General features: G+C 62.6%; 20 protein-coding genes. 13 read left to right on the top strand and 7 right to left on the bottom strand.

Annotated features, from left to right (window positions below; genetic code table 11):
• Nucleotides 1-71: 71 nt before the first annotated feature.
• Nucleotides 72-593, bottom strand: a complete 522-nt coding sequence (locus IRI77_RS35600; protein WP_194449668.1) for an RNA polymerase sigma factor — start codon at nt 591-593, stop codon at nt 72-74.
• 206 nt (nt 594-799) lie between these two features.
• On the opposite strand from IRI77_RS35600, the gene IRI77_RS35595 reads away from it, so the two are divergent.
• Nucleotides 800-1699 carry a sugar phosphate isomerase/epimerase family protein gene (locus IRI77_RS35595; RefSeq protein WP_194449667.1) on the top strand — a complete coding sequence of 300 codons (900 nt, stop codon included), beginning with the start codon at nt 800-802 and terminating at the stop codon, nt 1697-1699.
• A gap of 57 nt (nt 1700-1756) precedes the next feature.
• On the opposite strand, the gene IRI77_RS35590 is transcribed toward IRI77_RS35595, so the two are convergent.
• Nucleotides 1757-2221, bottom strand: a complete 465-nt coding sequence (locus IRI77_RS35590; protein WP_194449666.1) for a DinB family protein — start codon at nt 2219-2221, stop codon at nt 1757-1759.
• An 83-nt stretch (nt 2222-2304) separates the two neighbouring features.
• Nucleotides 2305-3354, bottom strand: a complete 1050-nt coding sequence (locus IRI77_RS35585) for a sugar phosphate isomerase/epimerase family protein (RefSeq protein ID WP_194449665.1) — start codon at nt 3352-3354, stop codon at nt 2305-2307.
• Between the two features lie 1165 nt (nt 3355-4519).
• Here IRI77_RS35585 and IRI77_RS35580 point away from each other — a divergent pair.
• Together IRI77_RS35580 and IRI77_RS35575 are read left to right on the top strand one after the other, a co-directional pair.
• Nucleotides 4520-5941: a Gfo/Idh/MocA family protein gene (locus tag IRI77_RS35580; protein ID WP_194449664.1), complete on the top strand. Its 1422-nt coding sequence runs from the start codon at nt 4520-4522 to the stop codon at nt 5939-5941.
• Between the two features lie 241 nt (nt 5942-6182).
• Nucleotides 6183-7097, top strand: coding sequence for a hypothetical protein (locus IRI77_RS35575; RefSeq protein WP_194449663.1), 915 nt, complete (start codon nt 6183-6185; stop codon nt 7095-7097).
• A 116-nt stretch (nt 7098-7213) separates the two neighbouring features.
• Here IRI77_RS35575 and IRI77_RS35570 read toward each other — a convergent pair whose 3' ends face one another.
• Both IRI77_RS35570 and IRI77_RS35565 read right to left on the bottom strand, forming a co-directional pair.
• Complete coding sequence (locus tag IRI77_RS35570) at nt 7214-7996, bottom strand: hypothetical protein (protein WP_194449662.1); 783 nt, start codon at nt 7994-7996, stop codon at nt 7214-7216.
• 812 nt (nt 7997-8808) lie between these two features.
• Complete coding sequence (locus IRI77_RS35565) at nt 8809-10230, bottom strand: lipase family alpha/beta hydrolase (protein ID WP_194449661.1); 1422 nt, start codon at nt 10228-10230, stop codon at nt 8809-8811.
• A gap of 813 nt (nt 10231-11043) precedes the next feature.
• On the opposite strand from IRI77_RS35565, the gene IRI77_RS35560 reads away from it, so the two are divergent.
• Both IRI77_RS35560 and IRI77_RS35555 read left to right on the top strand, forming a co-directional pair.
• Complete coding sequence (locus IRI77_RS35560) at nt 11044-11754, top strand: hypothetical protein (RefSeq protein ID WP_194449660.1); 711 nt, start codon at nt 11044-11046, stop codon at nt 11752-11754.
• Between the two features lie 229 nt (nt 11755-11983).
• Nucleotides 11984-12880 (top strand): aldo/keto reductase, encoded by an 897-nt coding sequence (locus IRI77_RS35555; protein ID WP_194449659.1) that lies wholly within the window; start codon nt 11984-11986, stop codon nt 12878-12880.
• A gap of 113 nt (nt 12881-12993) precedes the next feature.
• On the opposite strand, the gene IRI77_RS35550 is transcribed toward IRI77_RS35555, so the two are convergent.
• Nucleotides 12994-13578, bottom strand: coding sequence for a histidine phosphatase family protein (locus tag IRI77_RS35550; RefSeq protein ID WP_194449658.1), 585 nt, complete (start codon nt 13576-13578; stop codon nt 12994-12996).
• A gap of 95 nt (nt 13579-13673) precedes the next feature.
• On the opposite strand from IRI77_RS35550, the gene glpK reads away from it, so the two are divergent.
• The 6 genes from glpK to IRI77_RS35520 all read left to right on the top strand — a co-directional run bounded on the left by glpK (nt 13674) and on the right by IRI77_RS35520 (nt 22524).
• Nucleotides 13674-15164, top strand: a complete 1491-nt coding sequence (gene glpK, locus IRI77_RS35545) for a glycerol kinase GlpK (RefSeq protein WP_194449657.1) — start codon at nt 13674-13676, stop codon at nt 15162-15164.
• Nucleotides 15161-16723, top strand: a complete 1563-nt coding sequence (locus IRI77_RS35540) for a glycerol-3-phosphate dehydrogenase/oxidase (RefSeq protein ID WP_194449656.1) — start codon at nt 15161-15163, stop codon at nt 16721-16723. Before glpK ends, IRI77_RS35540 begins: the two co-directional genes overlap by 4 nt.
• A gap of 28 nt (nt 16724-16751) precedes the next feature.
• Complete coding sequence (locus tag IRI77_RS35535; protein WP_194449655.1) at nt 16752-18716, top strand: WD40/YVTN/BNR-like repeat-containing protein; 1965 nt, start codon at nt 16752-16754, stop codon at nt 18714-18716.
• Nucleotides 18717-18748: 32 nt separating this feature from the next.
• A complete protein-coding gene (locus tag IRI77_RS35530) occupies nt 18749-20623 on the top strand; it encodes an outer membrane beta-barrel protein (RefSeq protein ID WP_194449654.1) in 1875 nt (624 codons plus the stop codon).
• Nucleotides 20624-20825: 202 nt separating this feature from the next.
• Nucleotides 20826-21146: a DMT family transporter gene (locus tag IRI77_RS35525; protein WP_194449653.1), complete on the top strand. Its 321-nt coding sequence runs from the start codon at nt 20826-20828 to the stop codon at nt 21144-21146.
• Nucleotides 21147-21318: 172 nt separating this feature from the next.
• Entirely contained in the window at nt 21319-22524 is a 1206-nt protein-coding gene (locus IRI77_RS35520) for a deoxyhypusine synthase family protein (RefSeq protein WP_194449652.1), read from the top strand.
• A 15-nt stretch (nt 22525-22539) separates the two neighbouring features.
• Here the strand turns inward: IRI77_RS35520 and IRI77_RS35515 are convergent, their stop codons facing one another.
• A complete protein-coding gene (locus IRI77_RS35515; protein WP_194449651.1) occupies nt 22540-23727 on the bottom strand; it encodes an alkaline phosphatase family protein in 1188 nt (395 codons plus the stop codon).
• Between the two features lie 70 nt (nt 23728-23797).
• Between IRI77_RS35515 and IRI77_RS35510 the strand changes: the two genes are divergently transcribed.
• Both IRI77_RS35510 and IRI77_RS35505 read left to right on the top strand, forming a co-directional pair.
• Nucleotides 23798-24964, top strand: a complete 1167-nt coding sequence (locus IRI77_RS35510) for a mandelate racemase/muconate lactonizing enzyme family protein (RefSeq protein WP_194449650.1) — start codon at nt 23798-23800, stop codon at nt 24962-24964.
• Nucleotides 24957-25829 (top strand): DUF6807 family protein, encoded by an 873-nt coding sequence (locus IRI77_RS35505; RefSeq protein WP_194449649.1) that lies wholly within the window; start codon nt 24957-24959, stop codon nt 25827-25829. The genes IRI77_RS35510 and IRI77_RS35505 overlap by 8 nt, the downstream gene beginning before the upstream one ends.
• Nucleotides 25830-25867 lie beyond the last annotated feature (38 nt).

Below are 25867 nucleotides of genomic sequence, written 5' to 3'. Positions count from 1 at the left end.
TTCGTCTCCTTTTTTCATCGGAACCGGAGCCGAACTGTTCCACAGGTCACTCAGCAGGTCATGTTCGTGGTTCACAGTTCACTCTCCTTTCGGCGAATCGCATGGCCCAGTCGTTCCCGGATCCGCGTCAGCCGGACCCCAATCGCGCCTTCCCCTAGGCCGGTCACCTCGTGGATCTCCGAGTAGCGGAGGCCTTCGAGGTGCAGGACCAGGACCTGCCGGTCGACCACCGGCAACTCGCGGATGGCCGCAGTAAGCCAGTCCTGCTGCTGCTGCCGGATCAGGCGCTCGTCACCCGCGGCACCGGCGCCCACCGGTTCGCCGGCGACCTCAAAGGCGGTTTCGACCCGGCCGCGGCGGCGGACCTTGGCGGCAACCGTAATCGCGGTATTGTGCGCGATCCGGTACAGCCAGGTGCGCTCACTCGCCTCGCCTTTGAACCGGGGAATGGCCGTCCAGACGGCGGCGGCAATCTCCTGGAGCAGGTCTTCCCGGTCTTCGGGCTGCGGCAGGTAAGCACCCGCAAGACGCGCCAACGCCGCGGAGTAGTCCTCCATCAATCGCAGGAAGGTCACTTTTTGGAGATCATCCATGCTTGCCGTCCCGACTGTCTGGGCAATGCTGTTCATCGCGTTCAAACAGGTAGTCTCGGGGGACGCAAAAAGCTTACATCGGAAATGTGTCCATTTCGTAGGGAGGCTGTTCGCTACAGCGACGCCGCATCCCTGAACGCTGTCAGCACCTGGTTGAGCACCAAACTCACCGGGACCTGGCAGCCAGTGATGACATACTGTTTGGCATGACTGGCCTGCTCCCACTCACCCGGCGCGCCGCGTTGACCGCTGCCCTTGGCGGCTTGCTGCGTGCCCTGCCTCTCGACGAAATCAAGCTCGGCATCACCACCGACGAGATCGACGAAGAGCCGAAAACCGCCGCCGAGTTCCTGGCGCGGTTCAATCTCCATTGGGCCGAAGTACGGTCGGTGTGGGGCAAGTACAACACGTCGCAGCCTGTCGAAAAGGTGCGCGAGATCCGCGGCATCTTTGACGCCGCCAAGATGCGGACCTCCATCGTCGACACGGCCTTCTTCCGCGCCGACATCCCCACCGCAGCTGCGCTCGACAAAGAATGGGCGCTGCTGGATTCGGCCATGGATCGCGCCGACATCCTCGGCACGAAACTGCTGCGGATCTTCGCCTTCGTCCCCAAAGACGGCAGCACCGGCGATACCGCCGCCTATCCCCGCAGCTACGAACTGCTGAAAGAAGCCGCCACGCACGCGAAGAAACGCGGGTTCCGGTTAGCCGTCGAAAACCTGAAGGGTGGCTATGTACAGACGGGCGCCGACTCGGCCCGGCTGCTGAAGGCTGTCTCGAACGACAACCTGGGCCTCGCCTGGGATCCGAACAACGCCGCCTCGTGCGGAGAAGCTCCACTGAAGGACGGGTATCCGAAGCTGGATCCGGCACGGATCTTCCATGTGCACCTGCGCGACTGGCGCCACAAGGCCGATGGGACCGTGGAGTGGGCGGCGGTGGGCACAGGCGAGTTCGACAACCTCGGCCAGATCCGGGCGCTACGAAAAGACCGCTACCAGGGGTCCTACACGCTGGAAACGCACTGGCGGACTCCGGAGGGCAAGGCCCGGGCCACGGAGATTTCGCTGGGCGGGCTGCTGAAGGTAATTGCCCAGGTGTAGCGGCTTGGGGGCTCGCCCCTCGTCTCGCCTGTCAGCGTGGGACGGCAGCGGCTCCTTCTACCAGGTGTAGCTGCCCTCGGGCGGCGGCCAGAGGTTCATCACCTGCCGCAGAATGACAATTTGTCCAAGATGATGGGCATTGTGCTGGGCAATGTGTGTGATCGCATCGTTGAAGGTGTACTCGGCCAGCGGTGGAAACTCGATCGGCGGCGTAACGCGGCCGTCCTCCGGTAGTTCGACGGCGCGCTGCAGTCCGCTGAGGAACTGCGCGCGCAACGGATCCCAATCGGCCGCGGTAACCTCGGGCCACCCCTCCGCCGCGTGCGCGGCCATGGGCGCGGCCACCCCCTGGCAGCGATTCAGGAACCAGGCCTGCCAGTACACCATGTGCGCCAGGATCTCGACGATGGAATGTTGGACTCCAGGGATCGTCCGGGCGGCGTCCTCAGCGGTCAGTCCGTCGAGAAGGCGGGCCGGAGGCATGAAGGCGAGCGGGCTCGCCAGAAGTTCGTCGCGGTGCATGGGCGTAGGTTAACATCCAGACCTGACGCAGCCGGCCCGCATGAGCAGCTTTGAACCGAAGCGGCGTCGGCGCCGGAACCGGGCTACAGGGCCAGATGCTCGCGCGCGTACGTCGCGCACTTCTGGTTGAGCTCGTCTTCCAGCTTCAATTGCTGCGCCACGCTCAGGCCGGCGGTGCGCGGCAGCGGCTGCTTCGGCTTGTGCTTGTGAACGAGATCGAGGACCTTGGCCAGGTCCCGGCCCGGCAGCGGGCTGTAGGAATCGTCGAAGGTGGCCCAATACTTTGGAGTGAAGACCGGAATCTTCAGCGGATCCCGGGTGATCATTTCGAGGTTGAAGATCATGTTCGGATCCTTCTTGCGGAGGATCGCGATGATCTGCGGCAGATCAACGAGGCCCTCTCCGAACGGAACCTCGGAGAGCAGGAAGCCGTCTTCGTACTCCTCCATCGCCATGTCCTTGATGTGAGCGTAGACGGTGTATGGCGCGAGCGTGCGGGCCGTGTCGAGGGGATCCTCGCAAAGCGAGAGGTTGTTGCCGAAGTCGAGACAGACGCCCACCCACTCGCTGCCCAGTCGCTTCAGCCAGGCGGCCTGCTCAGCGGAACGGTAGCCTTTGTGGTTCTCCAGGCCGAGCGGGACCTTGTACTTGCGCAGCACCGGTTCGGCGAGTTGTACCTGGCGCTGGCGGTCGAGGAACATCTCCTTCCACGGCTCGAAAGCGGTGAAGTCGTCGTAGCGCCGTCCGGTGAGAGCGGCATGGAAGGCGACCGCGCCGGCTTCCTTATGGGCTTTCACCTGCGCGTCGAAAGCAGCCACCTCGCTGGCGTCCTTGGGCAAGCGCGGATCCGTAACGAGGTGCATCCGGTACGACTCAAGCCGCTCACGGAACTTGCGGATCGCCTCCGGATCCATTGAGGGCGGATTCGTCTGCACGCCGGCCAGGCCCATTTGGTGACAGTGCTCCACGATGTCGAACGGACCGCCGCCTTCGCGCGCCGCACGGACATGGGCAAGAAAAGCAGTCGGCGTTCCGCCCATGCGGCGGCCTGCAGAAGTCTGCGCGGACGCGGCGGTGGAGGAGAGAAATCCGGGAAGCGAACCGGCCAGGGCCAGAACATCTCTGCGTGTCATGACGACAGCAAATCACACTTAGGCCACGAGTGGGTAGTCCCCGTGTGCATTTTTGGAGCAGTCCCCTGCCCGCCAGCCCGCGAGATCAAACAAAAATCCTTGCTTCTGAAACTCCAGGAGGGCGGACCCCCAGGTCGGCGGTCGCCCCCCAAGGTCGGCCCCCCGGAAGCGCGTCAAACCTCACTGGCCCGACGATCATCGAAGCCCGCCAAGCCCCGGGAAACCGCAACCAACGCCGACCGGAAGGGAGTCCTCCCCACCGCGCTGCGAACCGCGACTGGCAAGGAGCGGGCCACGGACAAGCCCACGTCTTCAACTGCCCCCTGCCCCAGCCGGCCGCAAACGGAGCCGCGAATGTAAATGAGCGGATAGCCACCGAAATGCCCCACACCGGCAGTCTCACGACCCTTCGCCAGCGCGTCTTCAATGGAGGGGTGACTTTCAATCGAGCGGGCCACGGACAAGCCCACGTCTTCAACTGCCCCCCCTGCCCCAGCCGGCCGCAAATTGAGCCGCGAACGTGAGTGAGCGGAGGAGCCACCGAAAGGCCCCACTCAGTGCTGTAGCGCGACCCTCCACCCGCGCGGCCTCAACAGAGCTGGCCCCGGCCGTCCGAGCCTCTTCAACGGAGCCCACCTTCCCCAGCGGGCAGCCAAAGCGAGGCAGCCCGCCCACCCACTCCCGAAGCGCAAGCGACGGGCTACTCGCGCGTCTTCAAGAGAGCCGGCCACGGACACCTGAGCGTCCGCCAAGACCCACCCAACCGCCAATCCCGGATCCCGGAAGCAGGCTCCGCCCATACCGCGTATCCCCGCTGCACCGGCCCGCCCGGCCAACCACGCACCCTTCTCCCGCCCGGCCAAAACCGGACATTTCTACTTTACGGAGAATAGGACATTTCGACTTTACGTTGACAACTCCCCCCCCACAGGTTGACTTCCCTCCCCTGGGAATATACGATTCCGGCAGCGTGGGACGCAGCCCTCCACCACACTGCCTGGGCGGAGAGGGTCCCCATGCTGCAGCCGATTTGCAGTAAACAGGCAGGCAGCCGGGTTGGAGTGGTTCGCTCTTTTCGTCGACAAGTCCTCACTACTCCCACCCGTCTGAGTGGGCGCTGGGCGGAATGATTCCGCGCAGCCAGTCAGAAAGTGAGATTCCGCGCATGCAAAGAAGAGACTTCCTGAACCGCGTGGGAGCGGGCGCCGCCGCCTGGACCGCCGTATCGCGCCAGGCCGTACTGGGCGCCAACGACCGGCTCCGCGTCGGGCTGATCGGCTGTGGAGGCCGCGGCACATTCGATGCCCGGCTGATGCGCGGAACACCGGTCGACATCCAGGCGGTGGCTCCGGACAACTATCACGACGGAAATCTCGATCCGCGCCTGAAGGAACCGCGCAATGTCGACATCGCCGGCCTCTGCGATGTCTACGGCAGCCGCGTGGACCGCGCCAAACAGTGGGCCCCGCAGGCAAAGACGTACAGCGACTTCCGCGCCATGCTGGCCGACAAGGAGATCGACGCCGTCATCATCGGCACCCCGGATCCGTGGCATGCCCCGATGATGATGCTGGCCTGCGAGGCCGGCAAGGACGTCTACCTCGAGAAGCCGGTCATGTACCGGCTCGCCGAAGCGAAGACGATGGTGGACACCGTGCGCCGCACGAAACGCATTGTGCAGATCGGCACGCAGCACCGTTCGGCCGATCACATCGCCGAAGCCGCGAAGATCATCGCCAGCGGAAAAATCGGCGAGGTCCACTTCGTGCGCGTGTGGAACTACATGAGCACGTTCTGGGGCAATCCCCCCGTACCGGACAGCGACCCGCCCTCGGATCTGAACTGGGATATGTGGCTGGGACCGGCCCCCAAGGTCGCCTACAACCAGAACCGCCTGAACTACCGGTCGTACATGGACTACACGAACGGCATCATCAGCGACTACGGCAATCACCGCTTCGATTCCGTCCACCAGATCATGGGCGTCGACACTCCGAAGAATGTAGTCTCTTCCGCCCTGCGCTTCAACCAGAAGCTGGCCGGCGACATCCTGGACATGCAGACGGCGACCTATGAATACCCGTCGTTTATCCTGTCCTATGAGTGCTGCAACTACAACGGGCATGGCCTGGGCGGCCGCACACCGGGGATGAAGTACTACGGCATGCGCGGCCCGGAAGACCGTCCGCACGGCATGGCGTTCTACGGCACGGAGGCCGCGTTGTTCGTCGACCGCCTGGGCATGGAGCTCTACCCCGAGCCCGTTCCGCCGGAACCCGGCAAGCGCTTTGCCCGCGGAGCGGAATGGAAACCCCGCATCGAGAAGTTCAAGATGAACGAAGACGAGCCGACCCCGCTCCACACCAAGAACTTTGTGGACTGCGTGCGCGCCAGGAAAGAGCCGGCGGCGAACATCGAAGTGGGCGTCCGAGCCACGGCCGTGGCGTGTATGGGCAACGTCGCCTACTGGACCGGACGCAAGCTGAACTGGGATGCGAAGACGTTCAGTTTCCCGGGAGCCCCGGAAGCCGGGAAGTACCTCTTCCGGCCATACAGGAAGCCCTGGGATCTGGTGAAGTTCGGGTAAGCGGGTTCGCGAGGCGCCACTCCAGAATAGGCTTCCGGAACGAGCTCAATATCGAGTGGCGCCTTTCACCTACCGGGAGGACTGACGGCGTTGTCCTCGCCGTAGGTATCGACCGAAGTACACGTTCATCGCTTCGCGCGGGATACTGCGTACTGCAGCCGGCAAACCTCCTCCAGAAGCGGGCCGACTGCGGGAATCATGCGCCCACGCAACGATCAGGGTCGCACTTCGGAACTCAGGAATGAACACGCCCATACCACTGACCACTCCAGTCAACAAAGGGATTGTCACCGCCCTCGACCAGGTAATTGACGATTTCTTCGGCCTCAGCCCGATCAACCTTTCGTACGCCAATAGGAGTGCCTACGGAAAGTTGTGCAGGGAGAAGCCTCAGCTTGACGGGGCAGAACTGGTTCGCCGGCTTCTGTCGAGGATCAGCGAGAATCGATCGGCCCTGACCCAAGCGGGCACGCCTGTGCGGGGAGGCCAGATGTGGCGCTTCAAAAAGAACCTGAAGCTGGACCCAGGCAACGGCAGTCTTGAAGTTCGGATCGAGCGGGCGATTGCACGCCTGATGGACAGCGACTGGGTAAATCAGGTTCCCCTTTCATCTGGGCTCACGGATGGACACGAGGCCAAACGAAGCATTGACCTCGTACACCGGCATTCCGACACCGAGTACGACTTCATCGAGCTGAAGGCGCTCAGCCCAGGCAGAAGGTGCGGCGGAAATCAGACCCCACTCTTTGCCGCCATGGAGATCCTCCAATATGGCCTAATCTTTCTCTACTGCCGGGAGAACCAGGAAGTTCTTTTCCCCGCCACGGCAGATCTTCGTCCGCTCCTGAGGGCGCGAATCATCCATCTTGAAGTATTGATGACTCACAATTGCTACGAGCAGCCAGGTGGCGTCGGCCAATCCGGGCTCGCTTGGCTGAACAACATCCTACTCAGTTGCATGGAAGAACTCAACCACCGAACACCCTGCCTGGTCTCGTTCACTTTCGCCTTCAAGCAATTCGCCAAGGAATTCGCATGGATTGAGGCCGACCACCAGTCTTTAGTGAAATCCGAGTTTGAGGGGTGCTGGCCGGGAATACTGAGAGACAAGATTCAATGCGCGATCGCAGGCCGTCAACCGATTGACATCTGCTGAAGGCCACTGAAGTTACCCCTGGCCGGCAGACATCGTTGAGCATGCAATCTCCGGCCCTCAGACTTCATCATCCGCCAGCCGCTTGGAATCCTGCACAGCCCGACGATCTTTCCGGACTATGGCTCGGCCGGTAGTTTACAGACAAGGTAGTACATTTGCTTTCCGCGCGGATCGACGCGAAGAAATAAATACCGATCTTCGTAGATGTGGGTGTTGTTCAAAAAATACGATAGGTCCTGGCGCTCCGATTGATCCATTTCCAATCGGATATACCGCTTGCCCGTCCGCATCCGATAAACGTCGACGTGGATCGGTCCATCCAAAGGCAGGCCTGGTCCTTCTCCGAAGAGGGTTCGGTTTACGATTTTTCCGTCAGTACTCTGCAAAACAAGCCACTTCTTGTCGGAGGTCAGGATTGCATCACTATAGCTCTGGTTCCAGTGCTTGCCCGTTCGTTCGAACGATCGCCCTTCCACGGTCACCGTAGGATCGTCGCCACCTATGACGTGGGTGCCCTTGTTACCCCACCATGACATCTTCATCTTCGATGCCGCGGCCCACCTCTCCGGCGCGACGGGGAAGAACACAGGCTTGTCGCTAGTCCACTCGAATCGAAAAACATTGTCGCTGTAGTTGTCCGGCACATACCCAAGCTCCCCATTCCAACGAAGAAGGTAGCCGGGCGAGGGCGCTGTTGCGTCCTTGCGCAACTCCCATCGGCCCTCCAAGGGTTCTTTGGGTATTCGTTCAGGCCTGTACTGCCATGGATCGGGGATTCGCACCACCGCACAATTCTCCGCGCCTTCCCGAAATCGCAGCTTATACAGCTTCGGCTCTTTGGCGAAGGCATTGCCGCACATCATCATCCCTAGGCTGAGGACTGTTATTTGGTAGCACATCCCTTGAATCCTGCCAGTTGAAGCGTCTCTGAGCTATGGCTCGGTCGGTAGTTTACAGACTAGAAAATGCGTCTGCTGCGGCCGAGGGTCAACACGGAGGAACAAGTATCGACCTTCATAAATTGCAGTATCTGCTAAAAACGTAATCAGGCCTTGGCCTCCGGTTTGGTTTATCTCGAGTCGAATCTTTCTCTTGCCGGTCGGCACGTGATAGACATCGATATGAACTCGCCCGTCTAATGGACGGTCCGGGCCCTCGCCGAAAAGCGTTCGGCGAACAATCCTCCCGTCGCTACTCTGTAGCACAAGCCATCGCTTGTCGGGCGCCAGGATTGCGTCGCTCGGAGTTCCTGTCCAGTGCTTTCCGGTCCGCTCGAAGGACTTGCCCTCAATGACTACCTCTGGAGGGTCACCACCGAAGGATGGGGCACGAGTGTTGCCCCACCAAGTTGTCTCAACTCGCGACGCCGTCAGCCAGTGGTCTGCCGAAGTGGAGAAGAATGTGGGCTCAGGTCCGCTCCACTCAAATCGAAAGACATTTTCGCTGTAGTTATCTGGAGCACCTCCATATTCCCCATTCCAGCGAACAAGAAAGCCGGGTTCTGGCGCCGATGGGTTCTTGCGCAGTTCCCGTTGCCCGGGAGAGAGCGGGCGGGGCCATCGCTGTGGGCTGTAGACCCACAAATCCGGGATTCGTACAACAGCACAGTTCTCCGCACCTTCGCGAAACCGCAACTTGTACAACTTCGGGTCCTTGGCGGAGGCAAGGACCTGCACAAGGAGAATTAGTTTAAGCGCCCGCACTCGGTCGATCATCGCTTTAGCTTCGCCTGCCTTTCGACTGTCAGGCGTTGTGAAACGATGGAGCCAACATCGCTGCTGTTCACAGTGCTGTGGTTATGAAAGAGAATCTGATCCAAAGGCAGTGGCAGGAAGCCAGAGGGAATTCCTGACGACAGCTGTTGGCTTGAGACGGGGACGGCTAGATCATTCTTCACTCGAACTGTGGGCCGCTCAACATTGGCACCAGTAATCGTCGAGCCTGTGGATTGAAAATTGATCTTCTTGACCCGCTGGAAAATCCTATCCATCCTCGCAGCTACCATCGCATTCACATAGCCAGTCCACTCTATGGTATTGGTCTGCGGGTTCATCGCATCGGAAGCGATCGCTTCATAGGCGATAACGTTCCTGACGACCTCCTGTCCGGAATCATCGTTGTAGCGTAAGACATCCCCAGGAAGACCGTGAGCTGCGTTATATAGTAGCTGTTCGTTCACTGAGAGATCGCTATACGCTTCCTGCTTCTGCCGCAAGTGGGTCAGTTTGTATACGAACACATCCAGCCATACGCCAGCCGCCCAGAGCTGATTTGGCAGGTCTGCATCAAAAGCGACCACGCAATCGGCCATCGGAGAGCCCTCGTGAGGGCTATCGATGGAAGTCAGGGAGAAAATCGACGGCAACCCGCTGTCGGATGCAGCCGCCATCGCGGCGAGTCGCCGTCCGTATAACCCACCCTTGCTGTGGCCCACCAAATTCACGCTATCGGCGCCAAATGCATCCGCCACTGTGCGAAGTGTGGGTGCAATTGCTGTGGCCATTGTATTGATCCGGGCATCGCCGAGCGACTCCTTCCGGCCTAGTGGCAACACCACAAACGGCTTACCGGCCGCCTGGAAAGACTGCGTGAAGTTCCTCTGGTAGTACCACTTCCGACTGCTGGTCATTCCATGAATCAGCACGGTAGGAGCCACTACGTCGAACTTTAGCGTGGCCCAGACACCGCACGAATCATGATCGCCGCATTCTGCGGGGACGTCATCTGGACCACCTTGATGAGTGACAGTGATCACGTTGAGTACCGGGTCAGGCGGCTGTAACGTACCATTGGCACCCTGTGGCTGTTTGAACTCCGGAAACTTGACGGCTTCGATGGGGAAGTCCAGATCGAGTCCCCACGTGATATGCAAAGGAAGGTAAGGAAAAGTGATCGTCTTAGTCGCCTTGCCGTTCAGGGATATGGTGAACGATGTCTGGGTGGCATTCAAGGCAGGCGCCGCTGGAATTGACGCTATGATCTTCAAACTCGCCACGGCGGGCACTACGCCAGCACTCACCAAGGCTGCCTTCTTGTCTGTCCGGATGAACCCATTCGAATCAACGAAGTTCGGCACATTGGTGAGGACACGACCGTTGTAGCCGTCCATGGTGAATGTGGAGCAGCGGGCCATGCACCAACCGTCGCATCTATCGCCAGATCCGCCCAATGAAATCAAAACCAATACTCACGTCATACCATGGCGGATCCGCTCGAAGCATCGGCGCAGCCAGCAGCCAGGCAGCCGCAAGAAAGACAGCACGCAGAGAACACGAATTCCTCTTCATACAGCATCCAATGTACGACTGTTGCACGCGCATTGGAAGCAAAATATCACCTTACTTACGACGTCTATGCGTGTTTTTTTCCGCATCCAATGCGCCACAGTCCACGATTGCTCGGCGCGCATCTTGCTTTTCCGTCCTGCCTGGTCACGTCTTAACAAATTGATATCCCATTCGGGAGAAACATGAACGATGCGCCTTGCTCCGCCTTGGCAAAGGCGGGGAGAAAGGGCGGCACCTCTCACCACTCCCCCCAATGCACTCCCTCGTGCTGCGCCACCCGCGCACGAATCCGAATCCCTCAGGACATCTCATAAAGACACAAACCCGTCCACAATAAGCAGGAGCAACCCATACTGAGACGTCAGTTTCCCCTAAACTGGCTGCTCTGGGAACGATCAGGCTCCAAAACTAAGCCCTCCGTGCCAGTCAGAAGCCGCAAAAGCGGCAGCGACTCCTCACACCTACACCCGCCTCACCCCACTTCTCCCCCAATTCCCGCATGAAGCTTTCTTCAGTCACCGCGGAATCAGACCTTTATTTCCTTTGGATTCAACAAACCCATCCTCCGAAGCCCGCCTTACCCCTTGACCCACCCTTTACCCTGGAATCGCGCCGGCTTCCATGCCGGCCATTTCTATTTACAAAGGAGTTTTTCAAAAATGTCATCCGCTGCTCAGGTCCTCGCCAACCAGGCCAATGCCCAGTTGTCCACCGGCCCCGTCTCCTTCGACGGCAAAGCCCGCTCAGCCCAGAACGCCCGCCGCCATGGCCTCACCGCCCGGCACCTCAACATCACATTCGAAGACCGCGCCGAGTTCACTGAGCTCGAAGCCGCCCTACGCCTCAGAACCCGCCCCGCCGACTGCTTCGAAGAAGAGATCTTCCATCGCATCCTCACCCACACCTGGAACCTCCGCCGCATCGAAACCTTCGAGAGCCTCATCCTCGCCGAAACGAACCCATTGGCCGAATCCGACCCCTACGCCGCCAAACTCGAACGCTACGCTCGCTACCGCCGCGACCTGGAGCGCGGTCTCTATCGCGCCATGAAAGAACTCAGCAAACTTCAGACCGAGCGCGTCGCCCTCCTCCAGCAGCACGCCGCCGTCGTCCAGGGCATCACCGAAGGCGCCCCCCTCGCCGAAATCACGCGCCTCACCAAAAACACAGGGGACTTCTTCAACGTCGACAACTACAGCGAAGCGCGACTGGTGCAGGCGCGCCTCACCAAAGGCATCGATCATGTCATTGAAATCAATCAGGACGCACTCGCCGAGTTCGAGACCCATGAGGCCGAACAAAACGAAGCCGATCTGGCTGCGGCAGAAGACGGCATGCCCATCCTGAGGTACATGGAGTCCCGGCAATAGAGACAGCACCGCCGGCCCATCACCGGCACTGCGCGAAACGAAGCCAACTACTCCGGCGCCCCACCCGGCCGCGCCTTTCCGGACAACTCGCCCGGACCAGATCCTTGAAATCCTAACTCCTTATAACGACAGGGGAGCCCCGCCTGCGCGGCCAGGAGAACGTCCAGGGGGCGGTTTTTACCGTACAGTTGTGATACTGTTTCCAGTAATCCACGAGGAGGCTGATCCTATGGCGCTCTGCAACCGTCGCAACTTTCTGAAAACCGCGGTGATCGCCGCAGGCACTGCCGCCGTCGGCGGCCTGAACCTGACCGCTGCCCCCACCAGGCGCGCCGCGTCCGACCTCGTGACGCTCGGCAACTCAGGCGTCAAGGTCTCCCGGCTCGCCTTCGGCACTGGCACGTTCAGCGGACGCGTCCAGCGCGAACTGGGCCAGGAGCAGTTCACCAGGCTCGTCCGGTACGCCTATGACAGCGGCATCCGCTTCTTTGAGACAGCCGACGCCTATCGAGGCATGCCCGAGATGCTCGGCATCGCCCTGCAAGGGATCCCGCGCGACTCCTACCGGCTGATGACCAAGTTCCGCCTGAACACGCCCGAAGATCCCAAGGAGACCATCGACCGCTTCCGCCGTGAGCTCAAGTCGGAGTACGTCGACATCCTGCTTCTACACTGTGTCCGCTCGGCCACCTGGAGCGCGGATCACGAGCGGTTGCGCGACGCCTTCTCCGAGGTCAAGCAGAAGAAGGTCATCGTGGCGCACGGTGCGTCGTGCCACGGCCTGCTGCCCCTGCGCGCCTTCCCCGGCAACAAGTGGCTGGATGTCGCGCTGATGCGTGTCAACCACAACGGCGTAAAGATGGACTCGCTCCAGACGCGCGACACCGACGACCTGGGCGACGTGGATGAAGTCTTCACCCACGTTGCCGAAGTCCACAACCAGGGCACCGGTGTCCTGGGCATGAAGCTCATCGGCGAAGGCCGGTTTACCAATCCGGACGACCGCGAAGCCGCCATGCAGAAGGTGATCCGGAGCGGGGCGGTCGACGCCATGACAATCGGCTTCAAGTCTCCAGCGGAGATCGACGAAGCCATTGCCCGCATGAACCGGGCGCTGAACGCCTGACAGCCCCTTTTTGTGGGGCGAGCTTCTCGTTGTGGGGCGAGATTTATCTTGCGCGGGGCTTAAGCCCCGCCCGTGGAAACCCCGCAAACCGCGCCGTTGTTGTAGCGCCCGCCCTACCCCACCCGCCCTTTCCGGTTCCAGGCAACAATCGCGGGCTCTCCCTGTTCCGCCCCCAAAATGCACACCGCCGCTGTGGCCAGGGCAAAGTGCCGCCCGCGTTCCGGCTCCAGCCCCAGATACTGCGTCGTAAAGATCCGCAGGAAGTGCCCGTGCGCGAACACCGCCACGCGTCCGCCTTCGGCCTTGATTCCATCGATCACCCGCCGCGCCCGGGCCGAGATCTGCTCGATGGATTCGCCATTCGGCACGGGTCCGCGCCAGATCGTCCAGCCGGGATACTTCTCCGCCAGTTGATCCTGCGTGAAGCCGGTGCAGTCCCCGTAGTCCCACTCGGCGGCGTCGGGCTCGATGCGCGCCTGGGCCAGGTAGCCCGTGAGTTCACAGGTGCGCGTGGCGCGCTGCAGCGGGCTGCAGATCACCTGGTCGAACACCACGCCCTGTAAGGCGGCGGCCGTGGCGCGGGCTTCGTCTTCGCCATGCGGCGTGAGGGGCAGATCGTAACGGCCGCTGTGTTGGCCCGTGAGCGACCACGCGGTTTCACCGTGGCGAATGAGCCAGATCTCAAGGGGTTTGGACATAGACTTCTGATATTCTCATGGCCGTGGGCAGGCCGTCAGACTCGAGGCCCGCAACCACCACGCTGGGCATCCTGTTTCGGAGAGAACAAGCAACCATGGCATACCTGCTGGCACTGGACCAAGGCACCACGTCGAGCCGCGCAATCATCTTCGACGAACAAGGCGGCATCGTGAACGTCGCCCAGAAGGAATTCACCCAGATCTACCCGCAAGCGGGCTGGGTCGAGCACGACCCCGGCGAGATCTGGTCGTCGCAGCTCAGCGTCACGGTCGAGGCACTGGCTTCGGCCCGCATCGCCCCCGACGCCGTCGCCGCCATCGGCATCACGAATCAGCGCGAGACCACGCTGGTGTGGGACCGCAAGACCGGCGAACCGGTCTACAACGCCATCGTCTGGCAGGACCGGCGGACGGCCGGCTTCTGCGATCAACTCCGGCGCGATGGCGTGGAACCGGAAGTCCAGGCCCGCAGCGGCCTGCTGCTCGACCCTTACTTCTCAGGCACCAAGCTCCGCTGGATTCTCGACAACGTGCCAGGCGCCCGGCAGCGGGCCGAAGCAGGCGAACTCGCCTTCGGCACCGTCGACACCTGGCTCATCTGGAACCTGACGCGCGGCGCCGTGCACGCCACCGATCCCAGCAACGCCTCGCGCACGATGCTCTACAACATCCGCACCGGCGAATGGGACGACGAACTCCTGCGAATCCTGGGTGTGCCGAGGGCTGTATTGCCGGTGGTTCGGCCGTCCAGCGGCAGCTTCGGAGCCACGTCGCACGAGAACATGCCCGGCCACATCATGGTGGCGGGTGTCGCCGGCGATCAACAGGCGGCGCTCTTCGGACAGGCGTGCTTCACGCCCGGCGTGACGAAGAACACCTACGGCACCGGTTGCTTCATGCTGATGCAGACCGGCACGACTCCGGTCGCTTCCACAAACCGGCTGCTGACAACCGTCGCCTGGAACACCGGCGGAGCCACGGAGTACGCCCTGGAAGGCAGCGTCTTCATCGGCGGAGCCGTGGTGCAGTGGCTGCGCGACGGGCTGAAGATCATTCGCACCGCGCCCGAGATCGAGGAACTGGCCGCCAGCGTTCCGGATAACGGTGGGGTCTACCTGGTGCCGGCCTTCGCCGGCCTGGGTGCGCCGCACTGGGATGCCTATGCCCGCGGAGCCATGCTCGGCCTGACCCGCGGCGTCACCAGCGCCCACATCGCGCGCGCCGCGCTGGAGTCCATCGCCTTCCAGGTGGCCGACCTGGTCTCCGCCATGGAAGCTGATTCCGGAATCAGGCTCGAAGAGCTGCGCGTCGACGGCGGCGCTTCCAAGAACAACCTGCTGCTGCAGTTCCAGGCCGATCTGCTGGGTGTGCCGGTCATCCGGCCCCAGGTGACCGAGACCACCGCTCTGGGCGCGGCCTACCTGGCCGGGCTCGCGACCGGTGTCTACGGCAGCCGCGGCGTCATTGCCAGCCAGTGGAAGGAAGACCGCCGCTTCGTGCCGTCCATGGCGAAGGAGCAGGCGGCGGAAATGCGGGCGAAATGGACCAGGGCCGTGGCCCGCGCCCGGCATTGGGAGGAAGCATGAACAGAGCGGAGCAACTCGAACGGCTAAGGGCGCATTCCGGCCCCTGGGATCTACTGGTGATCGGTGGCGGCGCCACCGGCGTCGGCTGTGCGTTGGATGCGGCCGCCCGCGGTTTCCAGGTGGCCCTCATCGAGCAGCACGACTTCGGCAAGGGCACGTCCAGCCGGTCCACCAAGCTGGTCCACGGCGGCGTCCGCTACCTGGAACAGGGCAACGTAGCCCTGGTGATGGAGGCGCTCAAGGAGCGCGGCATCCTCAGGGAGAACGCCCCGCACCTCGTGGGCGACCTGGCGTTTGTCGTCCCCAACTACGAATGGTGGGAGTCGCCCTTCTACGGCGTGGGCCTGCGGCTCTACGACCTCCTCGCAGGCAAGTACGGCTTCGGCGCCTCGAAGAACCTCTCCAAGGAGGAGACGCTGCAGCGGCTGCCTACCCTGAAACAGGATGGCCTGCGCGGCGGCGTGGTCTACTTTGACGGCCAGTTCGACGACTCGCGCCTGCTCATCCACCTGGCCATGACCGCGACCGAGCAGGGCGCCGCCATGGTGAACTACTGTTCCGCCCAGGGGCTGCTGAAGACCGCCGACGGCATGGTCCGCGGGGCGCTCGTCCGGGACGAGGAGACGGGAGCCGGCTTCGAAATCGAGGCGCGGGTGGTAATCAACGCCACGGGCTGCTTCAGTGACGGAGTACGCCGCATGGCCGACGAATCCGTGGCCCCGATGGTCGCGCCCAGCCAGGGGATCCACCTGGTGTTCGATGCCTCGTTCCTCAAGGGCGACAGCGCCATCATGGTGCCGCACACCAGCGACGGGCGCGTGATGTTCGCGATTCCGTGGCATGGCCACACCCTGGTGGGCACGACAGATACGGCCATCAGCCAGGTATCCCTGGAGCCTGTGCCGATGGAGCAGGAGATCCAGTTCATCCTGGAAACCTCGGCCCTGTATCTGGACAAACCGCCGTCGCGCTCGGACATCCTGAGCTCTTGGGCAGGCATCCGGCCGCTCGTGAAAGCAGCCGGGGGCGGCTCCACGGCATCGCTGTCGCGCGATCACTCCATCCATATCGATCCCAGCGGTCTGCTCACCATCGCCGGGGGCAAGTGGACCACCTACCGCCACATGGCCGAGGATTGCGTGGATCAGGCCATCGTCCTGGCCGGCTTGGACGACCGGCCCTGCGTCACGCGGCGGCTGCGCATCCACGGCTACCACCACTACGCGTCGAAGTTCGGGCACCTCCAGGTCTATGGTTCGGACGCGATCCCGATCCAGGAGATGGCGCGGAACCACCCGGACCGTGGCGCTCGCCTGCACGCAGATCTGCCCTACCTGGAATCCGAGGTCATCTGGGCCGCCCGGTGGGAGATGGCCCGCACAGTTGAGGATATCCTGGCTCGCCGGACGCGCGCGCTTCTGCTGAACGCCCGGGCCGCGCTGGAGATGGCGCCCCGCGTGGCGGAACTTATGGCCGGCGAGTTTGGGTTCGATGGAGTCTGGCAGGCTGCTCAACTGGACGAATTCACACGGATGGCGAAACGGTATCTGCCGGAGTGATCTTTGTTACCCTGAACTTACAGGCTCAATGATCATTCTGTTCGGTTTAATCCTGGCGGCGTTGGCTCCGCTGGAAGCCCAAAGTGCGCCCCTGGTGGACCCGGTTCCGCCCGCGGCCCAGTCGTTGCCGGGATGGCAGCCAACCGGTCCTTGGGGCGGCAGCGCCACAGCCATTACGGTGGATTCCAATGCGCCCGGCACTCTGCTCGCCGGAGCGCGCAACTCACTGATTTTTCGATCCAAAGACGGCGGCGCCCACTGGTCGCGCCTCGGCTTCCCACGCCATTTCCTGGGCACGGTCACCACCTTGGCGATCAGCCCGGCCGACCCGAAACTCTACATTGCCGGGCTGTATGTAGAGCAGTCTCCGTACGCCGGAGTCTGGTATAGCGAGGACGCGGGCTCCACCTGGAAGATGGGCCGGGGCTTGGAAGGCAATTCCGTGCAGTCCATGGCTATCTGGGCCAAGGATCCAAGGCGGGTAGTCGCCGGCACCCGCGATGGCGTCTGGGGAAGTACGGATTCGGGCCGGACCTGGAAGCGGCTCTCGGCGCCCTACAACCACGAAATGCGCGGTGTCACCGCCGTCGCGATCGATCCGGTCGACGGCGACATTATTTACGCCGGGACGACTCACCTGCCCTGGAAGTCGACCGACGGCGGCAAGAGCTGGAATTCGATCCACGAGGGCATGATCGACGACTCCGATGTCTTTTCGATTGTGATAGATCCAGCGGACCCGAAGCAGATTCTGGCCAGCGCCTGCAGCGGCATCTATCGCAGTGAAGCCGCCGGGACCGACTGGACCAAGTTCCCGGGCATCCCCTCGAGCCACCGCCGCACCCACGTGATCCGCATTCGTCCGGGCGACAGCCGGGTCATCTATGCCGGCACGACGCTGGGACTGCTGAAGTCAGTGAACGGCGGAACCAGTTTCAAGCAATTGAATCAATTGCACATCCTGGCCATGACGTTCGATCCGCGCGATCCGGACCGCCTCTACATCGCCGCCGAGGGGACGGGCCTGTGGCTGAGCGAGGATGGCGGACAGACCGTCAAATCGATCAACCACGGGTTTGTCAGCCGCCGGCTCATCAGCGTGGCCGCGGCGGATGGGTCGCTCTATACCAATGTCATCCAGGATGGCGACGGCGGCGGGATATTCTCCAGCAGGAATGGCGGGGAATCCTGGAATCTTTCGGCCAATTCTACGGTACTGCGGGATAACCACATTACGCGGTTGGCGGGCTGCCCCGGAGAGGAAAAGCTGTTGTTCGCCGGCAACGAGAGCCGGGCTCTGCGGTCGCGAGACGGCGGCAAGACGTGGACGGAATTGCGGCTGGGGTCCGACGAGGCCCGGTTGTTCGCACTGGCCTGCGTCCCGGGAGACAAACCCGAAAAGGCGCTGGTCTACGCGGGCACGGACCGCGGCCTGCTGCGCAGCGCCGACGCCGGGCAGACCTGGCAACCGGTGCGCCTCACCACCGTCAACATCACGCACAACGTCCAGGCCCTCTACACGTCGCCGGCCGCACCGAGGCGCATTGCCGCGCGGACCACGTTTGCCATGTATCTGTCTGAAGATTCAGGTAGTTCATGGAAAGTTATGAACATCCTTTTCCCCGTGAGCCTCATCTACGACATAGCCCTGGCCGGCGGCCCCAGAGGAGCCGCGCTGGTGGCTACGGCCCAGGGGTTATACGTTTCCGAGGATGGCGGCAAGACCTGGCAGCGGCGCGAGAACGGGCTGCAGCCAGGGACGGTAAGTTCGCTGGCGGTGAGGCCGGATCACGCCGATGAGGTCTATGCATCACAGTTTGGCCGGGTCTTCCGATCGGTGAACGGAGGCCGGCTTTGGCAGTCTTTGGCGCAGGCGGAAATCGTGGAAGCGAGCATCCAAAAGCTCACTTTCGCATGGGGTCAAAAGGACCGGCTGTTGGGGCTAACTCCCGATCTGGGAATGTTTTATCTAGACCTTTCAGTCGATCGGTAGCATAATAATTAAAGGCAGGTGAAGCCCTGAATATGAAACTTACGACACTCAGTCCCAGCAATCGATCATGGTCGCGGGCTCTGGTCGCGGCCGGTTTGGCGATGGCACTTTGTACGTCGGCCGGCGCCCAGCAGGCCACGGCGGACAAGAAGAAAGCGGCCGCTGAGGGCGATGAGCGCCCTGATTTTGTGGAACTCAATGGGTTCCTTGGAGGCAGCTTTTTCCAGCAGGTCGACAAGGGCCTTGGAACAAAGCTGGTCAACGGAGGCGCAGCTGGCGCCAGAGTAACCGAGAACTTTTGGCGGTATGTGGGCCTGGAGCAGGCTTTCACATACAGCACGAACAACTTCACGTTTTTGAAGCCGAATCAGCCGGGCTTGCCCAATTATGGCTTCGGTAACCGCATCTATCAGTACTCTTTGAACCCTGTTGTTTATTGGACGCCCCGCGGCTCCAGGTTCCGTCCGTTCCTGACAGTCGGACTCTCCGCCCTGAACATCACGCCCACCGATACCGGCAAGGCGCAGGGCAACTTCGTATCGAACCAGGCCTTCGGCGCACAGAACACCGGCAACAACATTCAGCCGGCCATGAACTATGGCGGCGGACTGAAGTTCCACCTGACAGACCGGATTGGTCTGCGGTTTGACGTTCGTGGTTTGTACACCAAGAACCCGACCTTCAAGCTGCCCGACTCCTCCCCCACCGGCGTCTACATTCCTCGTGGCAGCATGCTGAATGGCGTGCAGACCACCGCCGGCATCACGTATTACATTGGCAAGAAGTCTGCGCCGCCCCCGCCGCCGGCCCCGCCGGCCCCGCCGCAGCCCCTGGCAGCTCTGAATGCAGGTACGCTCTCCGCCGGTTCCGGCACCTTGTGCCAGGGCCGAGCCATCACGGTCCGCTCGAATGTGAGCGATCCCGCGGGTCGCGCCATCACCTACAAGTGGACCGTCAACGGGCAGCCCGCCGGCAGCAACAGCGCCGAGCTGACCTTCACCCCGGACAAGCCGGGCAGCTACATGGTGGAACTCCAGGCCGATGCCCCGAATTCCGAGGGTCTCGCCGCCAGAACCTCCAAGGCCAACACTCTTTCGTTGAACGTTCAGGAGTACACGGCTCCGACCATCAGCAGCATCTCGGTCAATCCGGCCGCCATCGAGTATGGGCAGTCCGCCGCACTGGCCGCTACCGCCACAGGCTCCGCCTGCTCGACCGTGAGCTTCCAGTGGACCGTCACGGAAGGCACCGTCGCGAATCCGACGTCGGCGACCACCTCGTTTGACTCGAAGTCGGTCCGTTTCGACCAGGGTGGCAAGTTCCAGTCCAAGACCGTCACCATCACCGGCAAGGTGACCGACGATCGCGGCATGTCCGCCACTTCGACGGGCACGCTGAAGGTGGACTACACGCCTCAGTCCATCCGCTTCTCCGACGTGATCTTCTCCAAGGGCGGCAGCCGCGTGAACAACTGCGGCAAGCGCGTCCTGCTGGAAGAGCTCGCTCCGAAGGCGGCAGATCCGGACTACGAAATCGTCCTCGTCGGCCACATCGACAACGACGAAGCCTCCAAGACCAAGGTACCTTCCAAGCTCGATCAGCAGCGCGCGCTGAACGCCCTCGCCGTCCTCACCGGCGGCACCGGCACCTGCGCCAATGTGGATCCCAGCCGGGTGAAGGTCGATTGGGTCGGCACCGAGCAGGTCGCCGATATGCAGCCCGCCCTGTGCGGCACTTCCGCCCGCTCGGCCTCGAAAGAGCGTCCGGGTTCGATGGCCTCCACCGCCGATCAGAATCGCCGAGTGGAAGTCTGGCTGGTGCCCAAGGGAACCAAGCTGCCCAGCTCCTTCAAGGGCGCCAAGACGGTGACTCCGAAGGAATTGAAGCGGCTCGGCTGCCCGAAATAAGCTGGTCCGTCTCTCCCTCAAAACAACAAGCCCGGCCCCCGCAAGGGGGCCGGGTTTTGTTTTTGGCGCGCCGTTCCAGCCCGGGACTTGCCGGGCAGCCGGGGGAGCGGTCAAGATAGGAGTAGCGAGGCAACGTCCTCCGCCCCCACGAGTGGGGGAGATCATGTCCGGGACGGCCCGGCCCTTGAAAAGGAGGGCCGCCATGGCCTGGATTACACTCTTCCTCGCTGGTCTGCTCGAGATCGCCTGGGCCTCATTCATGAAGCAGTCCCAGGGCTTCACCAGACTCACTCCCACCATCGCCACCTTCGTCACCATGCTGGCCAGCTTCGGGCTGCTGGCGGTTTCCATGAAGACCCTGCCGCTGAGCACGGCTTACGCGGTTTGGGCCGGAATCGGCACAGCCGGCGCATTCGTGGCCGGCATCGTCCTGCTGGGCGAACAGTTGAGCGCGCTGCGCGCCGCGGCGGCCCTGCTGATCGTGGCGGGCCTGATCCTCATGAAAGTATCGAGCCCGGACTGATCACAGTCCATGGCGGGGGCGGCTTCCGACAGGGCCGCCCCCTTCACTCCAATCCCCGGAAAGAGCACCAGTTTCGCATTGCGCCGGGGCCTGCCCGGCGTGTTAGCGTCAAATTGTACCCATCGAAATGTCCCATTCCACCGAGTCCCCCTGTCAGCAGAACCGGCGTGTCGTGCGCACCAAGCGCGTGGACGAAGTCCAGAGCCTGCATGAGTTGATCCAGCATTGCCTGCCCGCCTTCGGCGGCGCCTACTTCCGCCGAATTTACTCCATCCTGGATACCGCCATCGGCATGGGCTGCCCGCTCACCATGGCGATTGCGGGCCCCATCACCGTCTCCGGCCAGCACCAGACCTGGCTGATCCCGCTGCTCGAGACCGGCTGGATTGCCTATCTGAGCGGCACGGACGCGATGTGTTATCACGACGGCCACCGCAGCCTGGACGGCCGCCGCGATCCCGTGCATGAGGTGCCAATCTTTGGAGACGACGGCGCCCTGCGCGACGAGCATACGATCCGCGTCACCGACATGGCCTTCGACGAGGACGTGCTGCTGGACCAGGACCGCTATCTGACCGCCCTGCTGCGCGAGCCCGAGTTCCAGAAGAAGATGACCGGCACGGAGCTGCGCTACCTGCTGGGCCGGCGCTTTGCCAGCCTGGAACAGCGGAATGGCGTCGAACCGGGCATGCTGGCCGTCTGCCACAAGATGGCGATCCCGTTTTTCGTGGGCGCCCCCGGCGACGGCAGTGTCTTCCTCAACTCAATGAAGCTGTGGGCCATGAAGCAGGCGGGCCTGCTCGACAACTACGATTTCGAGCTGGATATCCACGCTGAAGTGTTCGAGAGCTGCGCCTACCACTACTGGGGCCTGTTTGAGAGCGACACGAAGGCGCTGGCGACTTTCGTACTGGGCGGCGGGGTCCCCAAGAACTTCAATCTCCAACCCGAACCGGCCTTGGGCCAGGTGCTGGGCCTGCCCGATGTCCGCGGGTATCACTTCGACGTCCAGATTGTCAGCTCGCCGGTGACGGACGGGTCGCTGTCGTCCTGCTTCCCGGCCGAAGCGGTGACGTGGGGCAAGGTCGACCGCAACGTCTACCAGCAGACGACCGAGAGCATGCAGGCCGACTACTCCATGCTGCTGCCGTTCCTGGTCAAGGCGCTGCTGGACAACCGGGCACGCTACGAGCGGTTGAGGGATGAACTCGGAGAGGAGACGCTGTTCGAGAAGCATCCCAAGGCGAAAGGGTACCTGCGGCCGCGCGACGGCTACCGGCTGTTCGAGAAGCGCTCTGAACTACTGAAGAAGCTGGTGAGTGCCGTCAAAGAGAACCGTGAGTGGCTGGCTGAGACGCTGGACTACCCGCTGGCGTAGGGGCGGGCGCGCCGCCTAACGGAACAGAGGCTGCACCCGGCTGAGGTCGCCATCCAAAGGGGAGGGCGGCTTCAGCCCCAGCAACTCGCACAACAGCGGGAAGACATCCACTGTCCGGGCGGCCGGAGCCGTCTTGCCAACCTGGAACGCCGGGCCTAACCCGATGAGGATGCCGCGCATGTCGCGATTCTTCTCGGGATCGTAGCCGTGCATGCCCTTCAACTGCGGAATCACTTTGGAGTCCGTGTCCCCTGGCGGCACGATCTCGATAATGATGGGCGTCCTGGGAATGATCACAAGATCGCCGATCCGCGGATTGTCACGGTAGTGCAGATGGGCCGGGACCTCTGACCGTCGATAGACGTCCACCTCCGGCGCGTTCTTCACCAGCTCAGCGCGGACCCGCTCCGGATCGTCGCAATAGAGCATGGTCATCGGGGCCTCATTGGCCGCGATGCAGCCTTTGAAATCGGCCCGGCTGGTCAGGTTTAAGTGGTCCAGCACGGCGGTCATGCCGTGGTCCGATAGCACCACGATGTTTATGCCGGGATGGATGGCCCGAGCAGCCCGCACCAGGTCGCCGGTGAGTTTGTCGAGTGCCCCGATGGCGGCCTTCGTCTCCGGAGAGTCCGGTCCGGTGGCGTGGCCCTTGCCGTCCACATCGGAGAAGTAGGCCATGACCAAGCCGGGCCGCTGGGCCTCCGGCAGCCGCAGCCATTCCAGCACCTGCTTCACGCGGGCTTCGTTCGGGATCCGCCCGTCATACTTCATGAAGTAGCTTGGATTCCGGCCCTGGATCCCAGCGTCCGTGCCAGGCCAGAAGAAGGTGGCTGTCTTAACGCCCTGCTGCTCGGCCAGCAGCCAGATGGGCGTGCCGCCGTACCAGGCGCCCTCACTGGAGTTCCGCCAATACTGGAAGTTCTTCTGCTGAGCCCGGTCGCGGAACATCATCCCGACCACGTTGTGGTGCTCCGGATAGAGGCCCGTCGCCATGGCATAGAAGTTCGGAAAGGTGGTGGACGGGAAAGCGGGGATGAGGCTTTCGACGGCCGCGCCCTGCCTCTTCAACTCCAGTAGATTCGGAGCCTTCTCCCGCTCGGCGTAGTCCCAGCGGAACCCATCCAAGGCGATCACCAGCACCGGCGGTGCAGCCTTCAGCAGACTCCCAAACAGCAGCAGCGTACAGAGCGCGAAGCGAGGCATCGCCCCATTATCCCGCCCTTCTCGGGAATCCAAAAAAGATCTACTAGTCCTGGATATGATAGAAATGCCCATGATGACCAGACGCGTCTTCGCTGGTTCCCTGCCCCTGGCCAGCCTCGCTGCAGCATCGGCGCCCGGCATCCGGTCGATCGAAGTTTTCCCGGTACGGTACCCGGTCAATGGGTACTTCAAGTTCTTCACCAAGCCCGAGCGGCAGACGGCATTCGTCAAGGTCACCTGCGAGGACGGCACGTTCGGCTGGGGGCAGAGCGTACCCCTGCCCACCTGGAGCTACGAGACGCTGGAATCGGTGACCACGGCGCTGCGCGGATACCTGGCACCAGCCCTGATCGGAAAGAACCCCACTGACCTGGCGGGGGCGCACGCCGTGATGAACAAAGCCATTGCGCCGTCGTTCTCCACCGGCATGCCCATCGCCAAGGCGGGCATCGACCTCGCCCTACATGACATCGCGGGCAAGCTGGCGGGCAAGAGCCTGCCCGAACTTTGGGGGCGGAAGCCGCTGCCCAAGGTGGTGCTGAGCTGGACCGTCAACACCAAGTCGATCGCCGAGGCCGAAACCGTCCTGGCCGAGGGCCGGCAGCGCGGCTACCAGCACTTCAATATCAAGGTGGCTCCGGATCCGAAATTCGACGTGGAACTCGCCCGCGCGGTGCGGCGGTTTGCGCCACACTGCTTCCTTTGGGCAGATGCCAATGGCGGCTACGATACCGACACCGCGCTTACCGTCATTCCGAAACTGAAGGATGCAGGGGTGAACGTGCTGGAGCAGCCGGTGGCCGCCAACCGGTTGAGCGGGTTTGCGGCTGCGAAGCGCCAGGGTGCGCTGCCGATCATCCTGGATGAAGGCGTCGTGTCGGTGACGGATCTCGAAGAGTTCCACAAGCTGGGCCTGCTGGACGGTGTCGCCATGAAACCGGCGCGCACGGCAGGGCTATTCGATGCCCGGCGCCAGGTGGAGTACCTCGAACAGAACAAGCTGATGTTCCTGGGCAGCGGGCTGACCGACCCCGATGTCGCCCTGGCCGCAGCCCTGGCGCTCTATGCCGCCTATGGCCTGAAGTACCCTGCGGCGCTGAACGGGCTTCAGTATCTCGCCGGATCGTTCCTGAAATCGCCGTTCCAGCTCAAAGGCGGAGCCTTGCGGACGCCAACGGGGCCGGGCCTGGGTGTCGAGGTGGATGAGGAAAAAGTGAGGAAGGCTGCTCATGACTAGGACCGCCCTGTTGGCGCTATGCGCCGCGCTACCGCTGATGGCGGCGGGCCCGCTGGAGTGGAAGGACCACAAGGATGGGCGGGTGGAACTGCTGGAGAACGGCAAGACCGCGCTGGTGTACAACTACGGTCCGCAACTGAAGGAGGGCGCGCCGGAGAACCGCCGCCGCTGCTGCTACATCTTTCCCGTGCTGACTCCGGCCGGCGTGTCGATGCTGGACGATTTCCCGAAGGACCACTACCATCACCGGGGCGTCTTCTGGGCGTGGCCGATGGTGGAAACGGGCGGCCAGAAGCTGGACGGCTGGATGTTCCCCAATCTGCAGAACCGCTTCGAAAAGTGGGTCACGCCGCCGGCGGCGAAGAAGACCGCCACCTTGTCTGTAGAGAACGGTTGGTATGCCGGTGACCACAAGATCGTCAGGGAGACGGTGAAGCTGACGGCTTATCCGTCCAAGGGCGCCAAGCGCGAGTTCGAGGTCGAATTGAAGCTGGAGGCGACAGGGGAGGCGGTGACCTTGAGAGGGTCTGCGGAGAAGGGCAAGAGCTACGGCGGCCTCAGCGCCCGCTTCGCCCCGCGGGAGCAAACCGCCGTCCTGGCCGACACCGGCGCCGTGACGAGTGACGAGGATCTGGTTCCGCACGCCTGGGCCGAACTCTCGGCGCTGTATGAAGGCAAGCGGGCGGGGTTGCGGATCACCCCGGATCCAAAGAACACCGGTACGCCCTATCAGTGGTGCCTGCGTCCCTACGGGTTCGTGGGGGCATCGTTCCCGGGGCGGACCGAGACGGTCACCGGGTATACGTTGGAGCCGGGCAAGCCGCTCACATTGAAATTCCGGGTCACGGCTTCGGACGCAAATTAGCACCAATTAGTCAAGCATTGAGGAACTTCCCGGCCCGC

Origin of the sequence: Paludibaculum fermentans, assembly GCF_015277775.1 — a bacterium.
Classification (GTDB): domain Bacteria; phylum Acidobacteriota; class Terriglobia; order Bryobacterales; family Bryobacteraceae; genus Paludibaculum; species Paludibaculum fermentans.
Note: the sequence above shows the minus strand (reverse complement) of the source record. Positions and strands in the feature narration are given on the sequence as shown.